The 19,267-nt window shown below is 42.2% G+C and carries 12 protein-coding genes; 7 read left to right on the forward strand and 5 right to left on the reverse strand.

Annotated elements, in window-relative coordinates; translation table 11 throughout:
- The first annotated feature begins 993 nt into the window (after positions 1 to 993).
- From ACYQ2C_RS16295 to ACYQ2C_RS16310, 4 genes are all read left to right on the forward strand, one after another.
- Entirely contained in the window at positions 994 to 2,451 is a 1,458-nt protein-coding gene (locus tag ACYQ2C_RS16295) for a DUF3360 family protein (protein WP_460104173.1), read from the forward strand.
- 659 nt (positions 2,452 to 3,110) lie between these two features.
- The gene (locus ACYQ2C_RS16300; protein ID WP_460115721.1) at positions 3,111 to 4,124 is read left to right on the forward strand and encodes a hypothetical protein; all 1,014 of its coding nucleotides are present in this window, start codon (positions 3,111 to 3,113) and stop codon (positions 4,122 to 4,124) included.
- A gap of 324 nt (positions 4,125 to 4,448) precedes the next feature.
- Positions 4,449 to 6,446 carry a PKD domain-containing protein gene (locus tag ACYQ2C_RS16305; protein WP_460104177.1) on the forward strand — a complete coding sequence of 666 codons (1,998 nt, stop codon included), beginning with the start codon at positions 4,449 to 4,451 and terminating at the stop codon, positions 6,444 to 6,446.
- Positions 6,447 to 6,598: 152 nt separating this feature from the next.
- The gene (locus ACYQ2C_RS16310) at positions 6,599 to 8,653 is read left to right on the forward strand and encodes a TonB-dependent receptor (RefSeq protein WP_460104179.1); all 2,055 of its coding nucleotides are present in this window, start codon (positions 6,599 to 6,601) and stop codon (positions 8,651 to 8,653) included.
- Positions 8,654 to 8,920: 267 nt separating this feature from the next.
- On the opposite strand, the gene ACYQ2C_RS16315 is transcribed toward ACYQ2C_RS16310, so the two are convergent.
- Together ACYQ2C_RS16315 and ACYQ2C_RS16320 are read right to left on the reverse strand one after the other, a co-directional pair.
- Positions 8,921 to 9,841 (reverse strand): histone deacetylase family protein, encoded by a 921-nt coding sequence (locus ACYQ2C_RS16315; protein WP_460104183.1) that lies wholly within the window; start codon positions 9,839 to 9,841, stop codon positions 8,921 to 8,923.
- Between the two features lie 11 nt (positions 9,842 to 9,852).
- A complete protein-coding gene (locus ACYQ2C_RS16320) occupies positions 9,853 to 10,308 on the reverse strand; it encodes a hypothetical protein (RefSeq protein ID WP_460051927.1) in 456 nt (151 codons plus the stop codon).
- 660 nt (positions 10,309 to 10,968) lie between these two features.
- On the opposite strand from ACYQ2C_RS16320, the gene ACYQ2C_RS16325 reads away from it, so the two are divergent.
- Together ACYQ2C_RS16325 and ACYQ2C_RS16330 are read left to right on the forward strand one after the other, a co-directional pair.
- Positions 10,969 to 11,340, forward strand: a complete 372-nt coding sequence (locus ACYQ2C_RS16325; RefSeq protein WP_460104185.1) for a DUF6210 family protein — start codon at positions 10,969 to 10,971, stop codon at positions 11,338 to 11,340.
- Between the two features lie 468 nt (positions 11,341 to 11,808).
- Entirely contained in the window at positions 11,809 to 12,267 is a 459-nt protein-coding gene (locus ACYQ2C_RS16330; protein WP_460104187.1) for a hypothetical protein, read from the forward strand.
- A gap of 17 nt (positions 12,268 to 12,284) precedes the next feature.
- On the opposite strand, the gene ACYQ2C_RS16335 is transcribed toward ACYQ2C_RS16330, so the two are convergent.
- Genes ACYQ2C_RS16335 through imuA form a run of 3 tightly spaced genes read right to left on the reverse strand, consistent with a single transcriptional unit; the run spans position 12,285 to position 18,066 of the window.
- A complete protein-coding gene (locus tag ACYQ2C_RS16335; RefSeq protein WP_460104189.1) occupies positions 12,285 to 15,392 on the reverse strand; it encodes an error-prone DNA polymerase in 3,108 nt (1,035 codons plus the stop codon).
- Entirely contained in the window at positions 15,392 to 17,230 is a 1,839-nt protein-coding gene (locus tag ACYQ2C_RS16340) for a Y-family DNA polymerase (RefSeq protein WP_460104191.1), read from the reverse strand. The genes ACYQ2C_RS16335 and ACYQ2C_RS16340 overlap by 1 nt, the downstream gene beginning before the upstream one ends.
- A gap of 2 nt (positions 17,231 to 17,232) precedes the next feature.
- The gene (gene imuA, locus ACYQ2C_RS16345) at positions 17,233 to 18,066 is read right to left on the reverse strand and encodes a translesion DNA synthesis-associated protein ImuA (RefSeq protein WP_460104193.1); all 834 of its coding nucleotides are present in this window, start codon (positions 18,064 to 18,066) and stop codon (positions 17,233 to 17,235) included.
- A gap of 323 nt (positions 18,067 to 18,389) precedes the next feature.
- Here imuA and ACYQ2C_RS16350 point away from each other — a divergent pair, with 323 nt between their 5' ends.
- Positions 18,390 to 19,199, forward strand: coding sequence for an SIMPL domain-containing protein (locus ACYQ2C_RS16350; RefSeq protein ID WP_460104195.1), 810 nt, complete (start codon positions 18,390 to 18,392; stop codon positions 19,197 to 19,199).
- Positions 19,200 to 19,267 lie beyond the last annotated feature (68 nt).

Raw genomic sequence — 19,267 nt, forward strand, 5'->3', positions numbered from 1 at the left:
CATCGCCGATGGTAGTGTGGGGTCTCCCCATGTGAGAGTAGGTCATCGTCAAGCTCTTAACTCTAAAAGGGCCATCCCAAAGGATGGCCCTTTTTTTATGCCTTTTTAAAACAATCCATATGCCCTTCAAAAATAACTCGCTAAATTAAAACTCTCATCAGCGTTTTTAATAAATATCCAACTCATCTTGGATGATTTAATTTCAATTACCCAATACTAGTTAGATGATTGAAGATTACTCTGAATAGTTAGCTATTTTTGGCTAGCCCGGCGTTAATGCGATCGCTCTAGAATCCTTAAAAGAGTTTTTCGACTGTTTCGATATTATTGGAATTGGCTGTAGAGAGTTTTTCTCAAGAATGTCCAATCATCTATCTCTGTGGCTCTGGTTCTATTACTAGTGGCCTATCTCTGTTTAAGTCTATTCGTTTTGTTAAACGCCGCCATGACTTGCTAGTTTCAGTGTTTTTTAACCACAGTTTCTGGCAATTTAAATGTTGCGACTAAAGTAGCGGTAGCTAATTTCGCCGTGATTAATTATAAAGATGCAGATCTTGAGTCTGATTAAGATTGTTAGGGTTATTCATAAACCTAACGGGGCGTGCTTAGGATGAGCAGAGTACTCGAGCTAATAATTACAGTGTGCTCAAGTCCCTGAAGAACGGCGTCGCCGGCGCTAAACGAAACGCATAATAATCCTGAAAATCCGCGTTGAGTTTTTCTTCTAAATCGAGATTTCTGTATTTTTTATATGATCTTAAATCTCGCCATATTTCCCCTTTTAGTTATACAGATGCTGTTTTCAAATTTTTGAAATTTCTGTGAATCTCAAACAACGTCTCGATGTTGTATTCGATCACTCCCTTGCTCTGTGCGACTGGGAAATGTCCCATAACCGATAATTAGATTAGAACGGATCACTGGCAACAGAGAGCCAAAAGCAATTTTTCTGTTCTGAGTTCGCTCGGTGACCGATCCAAGAGGCAGTAAATTATGGATGGTGGAAATCCCCGTAGTAGTTACGAAGCACTTCATAAGCCGCAGAGTGAATTTGCGACCCGTGAAGAATATCTTGAGCATGAATTAACCATCATGACGCCAAAGCGTTGGAGACCAAATTTACCGTTTAAAGACTACCGATTTGAATTCGAAGATCTTGTCCCTGCAATTGCAGCGACAATTGGTAAAATCGTAATGGTTGCCGCAGTAGCGGGTGCATTTGCTATTCCATTGGGTTTAGACAACGCATTTGTGATTGAAAACGCGCGATTTGAAATGCTTATCGCAGCAGTTTTGTTTGTAATTTTAATTAACGGATTTTTTAATCCCACCGCCAACCTCGCAGGTACTCACGGGCCGTTAATACCTTTAATTCCATTAATTGTCGCCGCTGGTGGACACCCAATGGCATTCGGCATTATGGTCGGTGTGCTCGGATTTATGCTTGGCGTCTCAAAGGGCGGAAGTTTGCTGGCCAAACTCACCAGTAAAGGTGTGTGCGGCGGTTTATTGCTCTATCTCGGATTTGTGGGAATAACCGGGCAGGTTAAGGCCCTTTATACTTGGGCCGGAGGCTTTGATAAAGCCTATATCGCCTTTGTGATCATATTTGCCACAATTTTAATGTACGCCTATTTAGAACATGTTCGCTTACGTTGGTTGGCAATCCCATTGGGTGCGTTGCTTGCGGCAATTATCGCTTTTGCCCTTGGCGCTCCCTTTGAATTTAAAACCGAACCAGGCATTCCTAACTTGAACCCAGCGTATTGGTGGGGTGAAAATACAGGTTGGCAATTGGGCTTACCAGATTTTCAGAACTTTTTAGCGGTTGCGCCGTTTGCGGTATTGGCCGTAGCCATGTGGTCACCAGACTTCTTAGGGCACAAAGTTTTCCAAGAATTAAACTACCCAAAACGTTCTGAAAAAGTATTGATGAACATCGATGACACCATGATTGTCGCTGGTGCACGCCAAGTTGTTGGTACTGCGTTAGGTGGTGGTAACCTAACCTCGTCTTGGGGTACTTACATGATTCCGGCGGCAATCGCTAAACGACCAATTCCAGCCGGTGCCGTGCTTACGGGATTATTCTGTGTGATTGCAGCACTATGGGGTTACCCAATGGATTTGGCTGTCTGGCGTCCGGTATTGAGTGTTGCTTTGCTTGTGGGTGTGTTCGTACCTTTGCTAGAAGCGGGCATGCAAATGACTCGTGAAGGTAAAACCTCGCAATCCGCAGCCGTTGTTATTTTCTCCTCTACGTTGGTAAATCCAGCCTTCGGTTGGTCGTTGACCATGCTGCTTGATAACCTAGGATTAATTGGCGACAAAGAACGTGGTCAAGAAATGGGTCATATGCATCGTTGGGTCATTCCAACTATTGTATTTGTATTGTTAACCGGCATCTTAGCGGGTATAGGCCAAATTCCAGGGATTCCAGCGTTCTTATAAACCGTTAATATCACAACTGTTTAATTACCGATAATTAAACCGCAGTTCTATTTAAGAGCTGCGGTTTTTTTTCGCCCTTAAAAATTTTGTATTAATGCTTTTTTATTCAATCAATATAGATGTATTAATAACAAATGATTCTTGGTTGATAAGTTAAGAAATTATTATGACTTGCGGAGGTGAATTTCTATCGGTTAACAGAAAAGTTAAAAGTTTTCGTTAAGAATGAATAAATGATCTAGCTCTGATTTTTTGACTGAAACGATAAACAAATCAAAAAACAATAACCTGACAATAATTACAGGTGTGAGTTTTTGAAGCTGCTTATAAAAAACTTATCAAAAAGGTTAGAAAATTAAAAAACCGTTGTTTTATCAGAGTATTAATGATCGATACGAAACATACTTTTAATTCAATAGAAATATTACTTCTGTAATCAACCTAAAAAAGTATGAATATGCACTGTCGAAATATTTAAATATATTTGAGGCGGGAATATCCTTATTCGTTGAGTGCTTGTTGTTAAGACTTTATTGTTAATTCGTAATATTAATCAGAATTGATTATTAATTGGCGAATTATTGATTCTTATTATTGTTACCGTCAGTGGCTAAAGGCTCAAAATTTAGCGGCATTTTTAAATTAGGTGAAATAACCGTATGAATAGACAATCTCATAACCTTAAGTTTTTCGTTACGACATTAGGGTTGTTAATGATTTTTTTATCTAACCTAGCAAATGCAGCTAAACCTTGGGGGCCAACCTTTACCGATCTTGCCAAAGCAGTAAATACAACTGCTTTGGTTGAAGTTGAGAGTCAGGCAGACGACGAAATAACGGTAAAAGTTAAAGACGTTATTTTGGGTGATTTTGAAGAAGGCAAAAGCCTAACGTTGAAATTCTCAGATGACACCTTTGGTGCCTTGAGCGTTGGTGAAACCAAATTAGTTACCTTTTCTTTTTTAAAGAAACATCCAACCCTGCGTGATGAATACATTGAAGATCCAAATGGCCCAAGAGTCCTCGATATTCGTGGTCTAAGCACCAACGCTGCTTTTGATGTTAATCCAAAAGTTGTTGAGTTATTTGGTTTACAAAAAGAAATCCTAACGGTTAAAGATGACGGCGCTCTTGCAGCTTTTCAGAAGAAAAACAGCGAGCTATTGGTAAGCGCGATTAAAACCGCCACAGATATTAGAACTCAGCGGTTATTATTGCCAGAGTTGATGTTGCGAGATGATTTACATTCAGTTATTTCAGAAAAGCAAGCGAACATCTTGCTAAAAGAATTGGAAAAATCTGATCGCAGTGACGAACTCGATATTATGTTGTTTACTGCCTTACAAAAAATAGAAGCAACCAACGATAAAAGATTAGCGAAATATTCTAAAAAGCTGTTAGGTCAAAAATCTGAACAGGTTAATTTAGCCAGCTATGAACCCGGTTTAATTGTTAAAGCATTAGAGTCGTTCCCAGCCGGTAGCAAATCGAAAGACCTGCACGTTATCGAAAAATACTTAAACAGTAATTCGCCCTCAATTGTTAAACAAACCATTAAAGCAATGGATACCGTTGATGCCGATGCTGCACATAAAATTCTTGCTGACTTCGAACTATCAGATTCAGCACATCGCGATGCTAAGCAAGCTGTAGCATCGTATTTAAAGAAATAGAATTTAGCACTACCCACGCTAAAACTTCGGTTTGCGAGATTAATTTTGAGTTTAACTCCTAAATTAATCTCATGAGCCAAGGTCGCTATTGCAAAATAGCGAGGTCCTCTATTGTCGAATATTTTTTACCCTCTGGTTCGGCAATAGCAATACTGAATATTTCAGCCATTCGCGACAATAAAAACTGACGCTTAATTTTGGTCAGTGATTTTTAGCAAATACTTACGCGCAATTAAAATTAATTGAGTTGAGTGGGCTGAAGTTATTTAGACAATTCCAAAAGCTCAGAAAAGCTTTATTTTTTACAACTTAGTGGAGCGAGACATGCGTAAATCGATGAATCGAAGCAAGTTCGCCGCTATTGGAGCAGGTTGCGTTATGCTAGCCTCTGCGATTGGCCAAGCCTTCGCCGAAGCACCTGTTACCAATGCGAGTGAATGGACTCAAGCTGGAGACTTCCAGATGATGGTTCGCAAACCTGTACAGTTTGATCGTACTGGCGAGCGTTTAGACGAATTATTATTAAAAATGCCGAAGCGCCCAGCTTCAGCGGCCCCACGTCCTAGCCGTGAAATTCCTAACAAATTCAATACCGACCTAGCACCACGTCCACAAGCAGCCGTTCCTGCTGACTACGTTGACGCCATGGTAAGTGCTCCAACTGCATTGGCTCCTGTAGGTAATGTAAGTGTTCCTGGCCCAAGCAGCGACGACAACGCAGCCGTTGTTGGCGGTCGTATTGCGCCACCAGATATCACTGGTGACGTGGGTCGTGAGTTTGTTGTGGCTTACGCTAACTTGGTATGGACTTACTACGACAAGTCTGGTGCCGTTGTTGGTGGTCCGTTCCCAGGTAACAGCTTCTGGGCAGGTTTCGGTGGCCGTTGTGAATCTGACAACAGTGGTGACCCAATTGCCATTTACGATCACCTTGCAGATCGTTGGGTATTCAGCCAATTTGCTGTTGACCAAGCTCCATTCTTACAATGTTTCGCAATCTCCGAAACCAATGACCCTGCCGGTCCTTACACTCGTTACGCGTACGAAATCGTACCTGGCGATTTCAACGACTATCCAAAAATCGGTCTTTGGAGTGACGGTGCTGGTCAAAGCGCTTACCACGCAACTTTCCGTCAGTTCGCTAACGGTCAAAGCTTCTCTGGTATCGACGCTGTTGCCTTCGACCGTGACGCAATGTTAGCGGGTGATCCAGCAGCTTCATTCGTAGTATTCCGTATTAACACCAACGCGGTGCCAGATGGTATTCAACCTGCGCACATCGACGGTGGTCCAGTTGCACCTGCAGGTAGCTGTGGTCTATACGGCGCTGCGTTAAACAACAACAATAACGATGGTTACTTGTTCTGGGAATTGTGTACCGATTGGAACAACCCAGCTAACTCAACCTTCGATGCCAAACCATTGTTGACTCAAGGCGTACCGCCATGGGCTGCAAGTGGCACCGTTCCGCAACCAGCACCTGGTAGCAGCTTGGATGATCTCGATAACTTCACTGCTTATCGTTTCTCCACTCGCTTCTTCCCAGGCCAAGGTATGCGCGGTGTAATGGCGCACACCATCAACGCGGGTAACAACACCGCTGGTATGCGTTGGGCAACCTTCGATCTAGACAACCCAGATGCCATCACTCTTGATGACACCGGTACTCTAGGCCAAGGCGACGGCGTACATCGTTGGATGGGTTCTGCGACCTTCGACCAAATTGGTAACATCGGTATTGCTTACTCTGCGTCAGCAACTAACCTGTTCCCATCAGTTCGTTTCACTGGTCGTGAAACTACCGATCCTGCGGGCACTCTTCAACTAGAAGGCACCTGTGTTGATGGTACTGGTGTACAAACTGGTGTAAGCCGTTGGGGTGACTACTCAACTACCGCGGTTGACCCTGTTGATCAATGTACTTTCTGGACCTTCCAAGAATACGTTGAGCTAACTGGTAACTTCCAGTGGAGCACCCGTGTATGTAGCTTTAGCTTCCCATCATGTACTGGCGATGAGCCACCACCACCACCTCCAGGCAACCAACCACCTGTTGCTGATGCTGGCGGTGATGTAACTGTTGCTGCCCGTTCACGTGGTATTTTCGATGGCACTGGTTCTTTCGATCCAGACGGCAACATAGTTTCTTACTCTTGGACTACCAACAGTGGTGCCCTTCGTTTAACCAACACTACCAGCGCAAGTGTTGATTACTCAGTGCGTCGTGTAAGAACTACCACTACTGCACTTGTGACCTTAACCGTCACTGATAACAACGGTGCAACTGCAAGCGACACCATCACTGTTACCATCACTCCATAAGTGAATAACTTTGTTGGAATATAAAGAGAGGCCCGAAAGGGCCTCTTTCTTGTGACGCATAAAAATATCAGCTAGTCGACCTTACGCCCAAGCAATTACCTTGGGATTGCATCCATCAAATTTATTCCAACAGTAAAAACCTCGGATTTATCATGAGTATTACATCCGTTTGTGCCCGAAAACCATTTCAGCTCAGCTTAGTAGCCGCTTGTATCATCAGTGCGAACTCCATGGCTTTCGCCCAAACCGATAATGAAACATCCAGTAAAAACATTAAAGCAACCGTAAGCAGTGATATCGAAACTGTTTTGGTAATTGCTGATCAAAATCGTACTCAAAAAATTGCCTCTGAAACTCAACACTTTCTGAGTAGCGACCAAGTAGATTCGATACGTGGCATTACCAGTGGTGACCTGATTGCACGTTTACCGTCAGCCAATATCACCACCAACTCCCGTGGTGAAACCCTCGTTAATGTACGAAGTGCCGGCGAACGTCAGCTTTCCGTATTTTTTAACGGTGCCTTGGTTAATGTTCCTTGGGACAATCGATACGATCTCGATTTATTTCCCGCCAATCTTATCGACAGCGTAGCGACCGCAACAGGAACGCTATCGCCTCAATACGGCGTAAATGCGCTCAGTGCTGTTTCTATTCAGCCAAAAACACAATTAAAAAATTCAAATAATTTCCAAGTGGATGGCCAATTTGGCTCTGAAAATCAACGCGGCGTTGATGTTGTTGGCTCCATTCGACGTGGCGACCACGACTTTATTCTAGGTATTGGCAATTACGAGCGTGATGGCGTGTCTTTATCCAGCGATGAGAACTTAGAGTTTCATCAGCGCGATGACGATCAAAGAACCAATACCGATTACGAACGTGACAACGCGTTCTTCCACTATGGTTATGAGCAAGACACGTGGAACCTATCGACCTCACTAATTTATTCCAATATTGAACGTGGCATTGCACCGGAAAGTGATCGCCCGGCAGACGATGTACGTTTTTGGCGTTACCCAAAAGCCGATACCTTTATGGCCGTTGTGAGTGGCTCGGCATTAATAAATGCCAACAGTGAAATCACCGCAACCACATGGATGCAAAATTACCAGCAAACCATCAACAGCTACACCGACGATACCTATTCGTTACTTAACGCCGTACAAGAAGACGACGACGATACCTACGGCGCACGTGTTATCTACAGTTACCATTTGAATAATTCCTTGGTGAACCTATCGGGTAACTATGTTCATTCAGAACATCAACAAAAAGATACCGATTTCGACGACCTAGGCATTGCCATTGCCGACAGCGTTAGCGACCAAAACTACAGCCAAGATTTAATCAGCGCCGGACTGGATTTCAAAACCGACCTTACCAACCAATTAACCTTAGAACTTGGTGCAGGCATCGACAGTGTTAATTATATTGATACTGGTGAATTACCCGGAATCGATGGCTTTGACGAACCGGTATTACGTGCGGGCTTAAACTGGCAAGCAACAGACGAGCTAACGCTACGTTTAGCGGTCGGTGAAAAGTCACGCTTACCAACCATGCGTGAATTATTTGGCACAGCGCTAAATCGCTTTTTAATTAATCCCGATTTAGAGCCCGAAAAAGTCTTCTCAACCGAACTTGGTTTCGATTGGTTTACCGGCCCACACTTTTTATCGGTTACCTTATTCGACCAGCAACTTGACGACACCATTGATCAACAACGCGTTGGTCGTTTGCGTCAGCGCATCAACCTAAAAGGCTCGCAAGTAACCGGCATTGAAGTAAACAGCTCTTGGGCACTAACAGAACAATTAAATATTATTGCCCAAGCAACAATTTCCGATGCTCGTCGTAAAGTCAGTTCAAGCGACGAGCCAGATGTGTTATCTGAACGACCAGAAAACCTTGGCAGACTCAAACTCGACTACGCGTTTTTACCAAACAGCAATCTATACGTAGAAGCCGACTATCGCGGTAAGAGCTACTCACCTGACCCTGATGGCGACTTCCAAGAACTCGACGACGCGACCCTATACAATATTGGTGTTGATTGGGTTCCAGAAACCCTAAGCAACTATACTGATAACCAACTGACCCTATTTATGCGCGCCGAAAACATCACCGACGAATACTACCTACCGCAGTCGGGTTTACCCGCCGCAGGTATGAGCTACCGCTTGGGGTTTAGATATTCGCTGTAAACAAAACGCTAAAATAAATCAATAAAAAAGCCCGACATTGTTCGGGCTTTTTTATATTTAAAATATGCTGTTTTGTGTTGGAGCTTATGACGATAATTTGCATCCTAAAAAATTAAAGGAAGCTCTGATTAAATTAGAGCTTCCAGCGACACATGGATGTGTTGCCAATTTCAAGAACGGTAAGTGATTGAAATAGTGAAGAAATTGGAAATCGCATTTTCAATTTCTATTCTCTGATTAAATCAGGGATGAGTTAATCAGAGATTCCTAAAAGTTCTCGCAATAAATTATGGCCTCAGTAACCGCTTTTGCGCTTTCTTTTGAATAACCTCCACCACCCAGAATCACAGTGGGAATTCTTAAATTTTTTAATGTTTGCAGTGTTAAGTATTCACGATTGCAAATATCTTGCACTGTTAATTTCAGCTTGCCGAGTTTATCGCTAGTTAACGTGTCTGTACCGGCTATTACGTAAGCAAGACGGTATTCATTGGTTATTTTCTCTAGCGATTTTTTAAAAACTTCTAAATATCGATCGCCTTGAGTGCCAGACTTTAAAGGTACGGAAATATTTACACGGTCACGAGTAAACTTAGAGGTAGGATAAATATCGGAATTATAAACATCTAAAATGGTAACATTACTGTTATCCATAAATGTATAAGCATTACCATTGCCGTGATGAGCATCTGTGTCAATAATTAGAACTTTATCGTATGCGGATAATAATTTGTTTTTAATTAATTGCTGATAAACAATTCCTACGTCGTTATAAATACAGAAGCCTTCCATATTTTGATGCATGGCATGATGGTAACCACCCGATAAATTCCAATAAACCCCACCTTTTTGTAAAGCTTGTTCAGATCCCAATTGTGTTCCAGCAACTCCCCAGCGCATGGGTGTTAGAATTTTTTTTTCGATAAAATCAAAAGATAAAAAAGGAATGTTTGGAATCTCTAACGCTTTTAATATTCCGTTTTTATTTCTAACTCGATGCTGCATAATACTTGATAAAAACTCATCAATTACCACCATCTCCATTGGTTGCTTGGGCGATATTATATTGATTTTTTCGTGATGTTTTATAGCCTTGAAAATATTACGAAATTTAGCGCCTTCAAAAGGATGAAGGTACTTCAAAACGCCGAGATCAAAATTGTAATGGTCATCGTATATTACATTCATGAGTTATTTCATCATTCGGTAGCCAGTTCACGAGCATATCGCAGTATATCACCCGGTGTCCAAATTCCTCGTCCTAAAAATCTTCCTAGTTTTGAATAATCTTTCGCTGTTGGTGCAAAGCTCGGTTCTTTACCGCTTGCGGCTTTCAGGCATTCGGCAACAACACTGGAACAGTTATATTTTGCCAATTGATAACGTGGAGTATTTGAAATCAAGTTTGCTACAAACTCTGAAAGCTTACGCTCATCAATTTTTCGTATGATTACAGTGATAGGTTGCCTATTGCCTTCGAATTCAATATCTTCTTCTAGAGCGTTTATAAATGCACCTGGATGACTTCTCTTAATTTTTAAATCTTTCTTTCCAGCCGCATCTTCTGGCCAAAAACTAATATAGTTATTGCCAAAAGATAGTGATGTGTGTCCAACCATATTATCGTGCGGAAGCCAAATATGAACTCTTAGCATAATCCAACTCCAGAAAATAAACTTAAGTATGATTTAATAAAAGTTAGCAGGACGGTTATTTTGTAAATTAATTTTATAAGATCAGTGAAGGTGCGCTCAGAATAGAACATTTGAATTAATTTTACATTTAATAATGCATAAGATGTAATTAGTGAAATCAATGATTGACAATTATCGGTCAATATCTAAATCTAGATGTGGGAATATTAAGTGCATCAGTCTCGTTAACTACAACCCAGAAGAAATAGCTGTAATGGCTTCAATTCAGATTCCAAACTGGGGGGAGGGTATAATTACTGATGAGTGAATTGTTGAGATCCTTTGGAGGCAGGTTGGTAGAGTAGATAGCGCAGTTGTTTCCCAGGTAGCGGCGGTATTAGATGGAGCGACACATACCCAGACTACACCAACAGCTAAGTTCCTAGAGTTAACACCGAGTCAGAAATTGGGGATATAGATAGGTTATTGTTCATAAGGTAAATAGCAGAAGCTATAGATTACCTTTAATTCAAAGAGTTTATTGTGTTCCAATAAATTAAGATTAATAGATTTCTGTACTATGTAGACAACTGCAAATTGAATACTTTGATAATTGGTAAATAAAATATGACTGAAATAGCGATTAAAAAAATCAGGTTATGGTGACTGGTTGAATCTGGGTTGATTTTTCTCCAAAAAAGTGGCGTGATTTATACCAATCAGGTCGGCGGTACAGCGTGCTTACACCCGCAAGTGGAAGGAATATTTGCACCAATCGAATACGATATTCCACTAGCTCATCCTGAGGATACCTTAGAGTCAAAGTTAGCATATTTACTTTGTAATTATGATTTTCTGCCTTCAAAGAAGGCAGATGAATTAGATGAGTTATTCTCTATTAGATGGGAAACTAAATGTTTAACCGTCGATAGAAGTAAGTTGGATCTATCTTGTGAGGCTTGGGTTTATGTTCTAGTAGACGCAGGAAAATGTGATTTGTTTTCTGGTGATGCTATTCATTCTGCGATATTAACTTGGTCAAATAGTGATTGAGTTTTATTGCTGACTGATTTTTAGTTTATTTATCCTGTAATAAATATACCTAATTCGATAGCTTTTATTCACTCTGATAGCACGTATATACAACCATAGATATCATCGGCTTAGTTAGTGCTGGTTTCATATCCTCAAAAAAAGTGAAGTTATAACTGAATACATTATTTATAGAAAATAATTGTAAGTTAGCACGAACAAAATCAATACATCATACGAGTCAATCTTGGGTCAATATGCTTTTATGTGCTGCTCAAATTGACATGATTTCGAGGAATGGAGAAATGATGCCGTACTGGTGTGATACAACAATGGTTGCGAGTATTTAACTGATTCCATCATACCTAAATTTTTTAAAACTCTATAGTTTCAAGCTAGGTAATGCATCCTTCGAATTCTTTATCGAAAGTTAAAAAACGGCCTTAATGTTATGATTACGATATTAATTCGGTAATTACAATTTGAATTATGAAGATTCTAATTAATATTCCACAAACTTGGCGTGTAGCTCCGAGTTATACAGAGTTTTCTATTAAAATAGATCAAAGAGATAGTGTTTTCGAGGTCCAATTTGGTGCTACCGAAAAACAAGGAAATAGGTTTGTAGAACTTGAGAAAAATTTATCGTTTCAAGATGTTTATTATTTCCAACAAGTACAATTTGATAACAAAATTTTAAACTATTATTTGGAAAATAATTTTGATTTTAGTAGAGTCTACGATTTTTCGAATGGAGGGCATAACAGATTTCGCGAAGAGTGGGAGAATTCTGATCTCTGTCCTGACTCGTCTTTCTATGTTGTAGAAAATTCAGACATTATTAGTCTTACTTCCATGAGTGTTGGAGAAGCTTTACAACATTACGTTCTGTTGGGTGATGAAACGCTTATTGAGATAGTTGCTGCTGGTTATAATGTTTTACCTTGAAATCAAATTTTCAATTGTCAATGAAAATCCCTCGACTTCACATTAAATTCCATCAAATATTCGCTTAGGTCTGTTAATTTTCCGGCAATAACATGTACAACGTTATTGTCGGTTTCTACAACGCCGTTAATTTGTAGCAGTTTGCTGGTTAATAAAATAGTGCGGTACTGTTCTTGGACGCGTTTCCACACCACCACGTTGGTGTTGCCGAATTCGTCTTCTAGGGTTAAGAATAAAACGCCTTTGGCGGAGCCGGGTTTTTGTCTGCCGGTTACAAGCCCGGCAATGCGAATAAATCCACCGTGGTGAATGCTGTTTAGGTCGGCGCTGGTTTTGCAACGGTTAAACGGGAATTGGTTGCGTAAAATGGCCATTGGGTGGCGCCGCAGGCTAAGGCCGGTGGTTTGGTAGTCTTGCTGGATATTTTCGTATTCGTCGGGTTGGTTTATGTTGTTAAAAACTTCTGGTAATTCTTTTTGTTGTTCTGATTTTTGTGCATTAATTAGCGGGCGATAGGTTTCTACGCCACTGCTTAACCAATGTGCTTGGTAGCGATTACCGGCGATGGTTTGTAAGGCATCGGCTGAGGCCAATAAATTAATTTCGCTTTTTTCCAATTTTGCCGCGTGAATAATTTGCGTTAATTCTGTGTTGTTTTTGCGTGCTTCAATAACTCGCTTTGCGGATTCTTCATTAAAGCCTTTTACCCGAGAAAATCCTAAACGAATCACACCTAAATGATTGTTATTTGGGTTTTGCTCTAAGGTGGTTAGCCAGTGGCTTTTTAAAATATCCACCGGTAATACTTTTACGTTGTGGCGAGTGGCATCTTGCACCAGCTGCGACGGCGAATAAAAACCCATGGGTTGGCTGTTTAATAGGGCAATATAAAACGCCGCCGGATGATGACATTTAAACCAAGAGCTGAAGTAACACAGATTCGCAAAACTTGCCGAGTGTGATTCCGGAAAGCCATAACCGCCAAAACCTTTTAGCTGTTCAAACATGCGCTCGGCAAAATTTAATTCGTAACCGCGCGCTAACATGCCGTTAATGAGTTTATCTTTAAAGGTTAATAAATTGCCATTACGGCCCCAGGCTGCCATGGCGCGGCGCAGTTGATCGGCTTCGCCACCGCTAAAACCGGCAGCAACCATGGCAATTTTGATGGCTTGCTCCTGAAAAATCGGTACTCCCAAGGTGCGCTGCAAAACACTTTTAATGGCATCGCTGGGGTAGCTAATTGGTTCTATACCGTCGCGCCGCCGCAAATAGGGGTGCACCATATCACCTTGAATGGGGCCGGGACGAACGATGGCAATCTCGATCACCAAGTCATAAAAGGTTTTTGGTTTAAGCCGTGGCAGCATGGCCATTTGCGCGCGGGATTCCACCTGAAACACCCCAACGCTGTCGGCACGGCTCAGCATGGCATAGGTATGCGGGTCTTCTTGGGGAATATCTTGTAACGTTTGAATGGTTGGTTGGTATTTATTCACCAGTTTTAAACATTGGTGTAGGGCGGTAAGCATACCTAATGCAAGTACATCGACCTTTAATAAGCCAAGGGTTTCGATATCGGTTTTATCCCACTGAATCACCGTGCGGCCTGCCATGCTGGCGTTTTCGATGGGCACCATTTCGCTGATTTTGCCTTCGCTAATCACAAAGCCGCCCACGTGTTGGGATAAATGCCGAGGGAAACCAATAATGCTGTGCACCAAACGGCAAAAATGCTGCAATAAAAAATTATCGGCATCAACACCGTATTCTGCGAAGCGAATTTTTAGGTCTTCGGTTCTGTCCCACCAGGCGATATTTTTACTGAGGTGATCCAACAGGGATTCATCAAAACCCAAGGCCTTACCAACATCGCGTACGGCGCTGCGGGCACGGTAGGTAATTACCGTGGCAGTTAGGGCGGCGCGTTCGCGGCCGTATTTATCGTAAATGTATTGAATCACTTCTTCGCGGCGTTGATGTTCAAAATCTACGTCGATATCCGGCGGCTCGTCTCGTTCGCGAGAAATAAATCGCTCAAACAAAACATCAATTAGCTCTGGTGAGACTTCGGTAATTTGCAGACAATAACAAACAATCGAGTTCGCCGCCGATCCGCGACCCTGACATAAAATATCTCGGCTACGCGCAAAGGTGACAATATCGTTAACGGTTAAAAAATAATATTCGTAACGCAGCTCTTCAATAAGCGTTAATTCGTAATCTAACTTGGCGGCGATTTTTGCGGGAATACCCTTGGGCCAACGAATGCTAATACCGTCGTTCACAAGCTGGCGTAAATAATCGATAGGCGTAATGCCTTTGGGCACTAATTCTTTGGGATATTCGTATTTAAGTTCCTCCAGCGAAAAACTAAATTGTTCGCAAAAATAATCGGCCTCATTGATCAGTTCAACCGAATATCGTCCGTAAAACTCGTGCAGGTTTTTAATGTGCGATTCGCTGTTTGCTTGGCCACAATTGCCAAGGCGTTGCACCGATGTATTTAACCGAATTGCGCTCAGTACATCGTGCAGTTTTTTTTGCTCTGGGCTGTGCATAAGCACGTGGTCACAGGCCAGTAATGGAATATTGCATTCTAAACTCAACTGTTGCAGTTCGTTAAAAAAGAACGCTTCGCCTGCGGCGTAATTATGGTTAACGCCAATCCATAAACGCTCTTTAAATTGTCGTTGCAGTTTTTTACCTAGCCAAAAATTATCGAGATTAATCTCGCGAGAATAATCGTCTCGCTGCGGTAACCAAACCAGTAAGCAGGTTTTTAGTCGAAATTGCAGATCGTTAAATTCAAGATGATACTCGCCTTTTTCGCTGCGTCTTCGCGCCAAGGTAATTAAACCCGAAAGCTCCGCATAGGCTTGGCGTGTGGGGGCGTAGGCAATAATGTGCATGCCGTTGGCAAGCTTAAATAACGAACCTATTAAGAGTTGAATCGCATCTGTTTTAGTTTGCGCGTAGGCTTTTACCACACCTGCTAGCGAACATTCGTCGGTAATGGCGATGGTGTTATAGCCAAGTTCAGCGGCGGTAGAAATTAATTCTTCGGGGTGTGAGGCGCCTGTTAAAAAACTGAAATTACTCTGGCAAAACAACAGACTGGGCATTAGCTAAAAATACCCTGCACAAACCATTGTTGCGTGTGCTTGTCTTGATAAATCCAAACCCGGCGAAAATCGTTTTGTTCGGCAATAAAATAATCGCGATAAACATCGCCGGTATTCGTCCACCATTGGCTTTGAATACGCTCTGGGCCTTGCAAAATGGTTAAAGGCCCGTGCCAACAGAGTTGATCTTCACGATGATTAATGCAAATGGGTGGTTCTAATAACCACGTGGGTTTAGGGTCAAAAACAGTTGAGCTTAACGATGTAGATGGATTATGTGCTTGCTCATCACTTGAGCTGTTAGAAGCGCTTAATAAATCTTGCTGAAGATAAGCGTTTTTTTTTAGTTTCTGCTCAGACGTTTTTTTAGATAAGAGCTGATTAGACCCTTGCCGTTGAATGCTTGAATGTCGCCAGAAATTTTGCTGCTCCGGTAAATGCTCGGTTTGTGGATTTGGTTCGACAATAGCATTTGCATCTAAACGATTGTGCAATTTGGTTAATAATAATTGCCACTGGCGTTGAACCTCGTTTTTATTTAAACCGTTATTGTCGTATTGAAAAATCTCGTCACTGCTGTGTTGTAATGCTGAGCTGTGCGTCAGTTTTAATTCAATGTAATTAACTTCAAAACTTAATTGCAAATGATCAAAATGCAGTTGTGTGAGTTCTTGTAATAATTCGCCATCGGTATAAATGGGCTGGCACAATACCGCAATAGTGATGGATTGATATCGGTCCCCTAAGACCCATTCCACACCTTCACACTGTAGCTGCTGTGTTTTTAAAAAAATCAATAATTGTTGTATCAGTTGTCTGCTGTCGTGTTCTAATAATTGGGTGTTTTGAATCGGAAAATCTAAATCTCGTTTTTGTTGAAAATAATGATTCTCGCTGGGGCGATGTCTTACGTTTTGGCGCAGTCCTTTCAATTGTTGAATGTAATCAACAAAACCGTTACCAAAACGTTTGCCTAATTCACCGTGTGGAATTTTAAAAACATCTTCTAATGTGCGAATGCCCATTTTCGCCATTTTTTTAAAAGCGCTTTGATAGCAATCTAGTTGTTGAATACGGATGTTATTCAGTAGCGCTAAAAACTCATGAATAGACGAATGTTCGTTAATTGAAATGTGACTGTGCGTTAGCGCCCAAGCGGATTCCGGTGTAAGGCCAACGCCAAAACAGATTTGAATGTTTGTCTCAGCAAAATATTCTGCCAATTGCTGTTTGATTTTTTCAAGACCAAAAAACAGTTTTAAACTGCCAGAAATTTCCAGCAATAAACCCGGTTGTAAATAAGTGGGTTGGTCTTTATCGGTATTTTTCTCAGTAAAGCTTTGGCTGTTAATTTTAAAAGTCTGTTTGGCTTTGTCACTATCAAGAGTTTCGTTGCCATTGCAACTGTGCAAACGAGTTTCTAACGTTGGCGTATTGTGCAGTTTTACGTAAGACGTAAAGTCGTAACAGGCATCGGCAAATTTCTGCAAATAAAACCATTCCAGTTGCGTATTTTGTCCAAGGCTTATGTGCGTTAGGCTTTTGTCTAAGCCAGTGGATGATTGTGATTGCTCGTGATTATTAAAGAATAAAGAGTTGTCATTCGTTAACGAAGTGCTTTGTGCCGTTAATAAGGCATCGGCGGTGGATACATTCATTCCCCGGCAAACACCCAAGGCAAGGGCGCGGTCGTTGGCGAACAACACGCTCTTTTTACCGGCATTGTGGTTAAACACAATGGTTGGCTTGTGGGCGAATTCTGCTTGGGAATCTTTTGGTGTGTCTGCCAAAAAAACATCCAATGGTAAACGCGGAAAACGAATGGCTAACCACAACATAACTACTGCCCCGAATTCTGTGGAAAGTGCGTGTTAAGCGGCGTTAACGCCAATGAACCGCGATTAAAATGCAACACCTTTGCGAGCTGTTTACTGGTTTGTGCGGATGAATCTGTTGTGGTTTTGGGCTTAAGTTGATGGTGTTTAGGCGCCCAAAGGTTGGGTCTTGCCAGCACACACTGCTGTGGCCGCTGTTGCCCGCGCTGCTTAGTGATATGCACTAATAAACCTTCAACTGAGAACGCAGCCGTAATACGCAGTGGCGCCGGTGACTGAACCTGCGCTGGGCGCTGCTTGCGAAAACAAAAGCACAAGGCTTGGCTTTGGCTGGCCGCCAGTTGCAGTTTGCGCAATTCGGTGTAACGCCAGTTGAGTTTACCTTCCCACGCCACCACCGCCGTACAGCAGCGCGCTTGCAAGATATCGAGCAAAGCACTGATGGCTTGAGCTTTTTTGTGATGCGATTGAATACGCACCACGCGAATGCTGTCGCACCGAATACCCAGCTGACTTAAACCCGGTGCAAACGGCATGGCCGGTGGGTTAAACAGCAGAATCAACCCGGTCTTGTGGCTTAGACTCGCCAAAGCTGGCGCTATAAGCTGCCATTCGCCGTGGCCATTGGCCTTTTGGCCTACATCAATCAATTCCGAAACCGGCCAACCACCGTTAATCAACAACTTATCTAAAGCTTTGTGTTTGCTGCTAATGACTCGTCCTTGAGTAACTGCTGCACCACGCCAAACATCTTTGCGGCGCAGCAGTTGTTCCAGTAAATCGTTGCTACCGTTGATTGCAGATTGTTCGGAAGAAGTATCGTAAATGATTGTGCTCATACTGTATTTATATACAGTACTTTGGTCTTTGGCAAGATATGGCCACACGCTTTAGCGCAAAGTTTTGTGTACCCACCAGAAAAGCCAGTAAAAACAAGAACTTCATTATTATTGCTGATTGCTATTGAAGTTTTTATGCTAATAGTTTTTGTTGGGTAAAAATGTGCAAAAAAGAAGGGTTTTTGAGCGAACAAACATTTCTTAATGGCGTAAAACACCCATAAAGGCATCTAAGAGGCGATCATTTTTACCAATACGGCCGTTTTCTTAACGATGAGATTCCGGTCATTTAAGAAAGAGAGCATTCATTTATGAGAAACTTGATGGTAAATCGACCTGTTATGGGCTTGTTGTTGGCGGCAAGCCTTGCATCACCCGTGTGGGCGGCACCCATAGCGCAAGCGCAAACCGAGCTAAAAGGCTCGCCAGAAGAACTGCGTAACTTTTTGCATCCCCGAGAAAACATCATCAGCCTATCGGCCAGTGCCGAAGAAACCGCGTATTCCGACGAGGCGACCCTGAGTTTGGTCGTAACCACCGAAGAAAAAGCCTTGGCGCAATCCATCGAAAAGAACGCAGCTTTGCGTGATTCTATTCGAGCTACCTTGTTAAAAAGCGGCATTAAGGTTGAAGACATCAACAATTCTAAGTTTTCCAGCTCGCCGCAATACGGCTGGTTTGGCAAAAAGCCGAGCAGCTTTGAGGTGGTAAACCGCGTGGCCATTAAAATCACCACCGAAGAACAACTTAAAACCGTCGCCAAGCTTGCCGATGAGCATGAAGAAATTATCTTGGGCGGCACCGAGTTTAAACACTCCGCCAAAGAAGAGTTTGAGAAAAAGGTAAAAGAAGAAGCCTTAAATAAAATTCTGGCCGAACAAAAGGTCTACGAAAGCAAGCTCGGTGTAAAACTCACACCGGTTGCCTTTTACGATCAACCCATTCAATTTGCTGCCACCCGTGGCGCGTTTGAGATAGAAGAGGTTGTGGTGCAACGTCGAGAAAAAAGTAACGATAGTTATGCTGCTGAAGCGTTTGCGAGTTCACCTGTTAGCCAACAGGCCAGCAGTTTTGACGAGGTAACCTACCGCGCCAATATTCGTGTTGAGTTTAAAGTTGAGTCGGCTCGATAATTTTGGGCAATGGTTGTTGCAAATCGAGCCGTGGCATAATGGTGTTCTTGATAAGACACTTCATAAAC

It is taken from the genome of Sessilibacter sp. MAH3, from assembly GCF_054658275.1.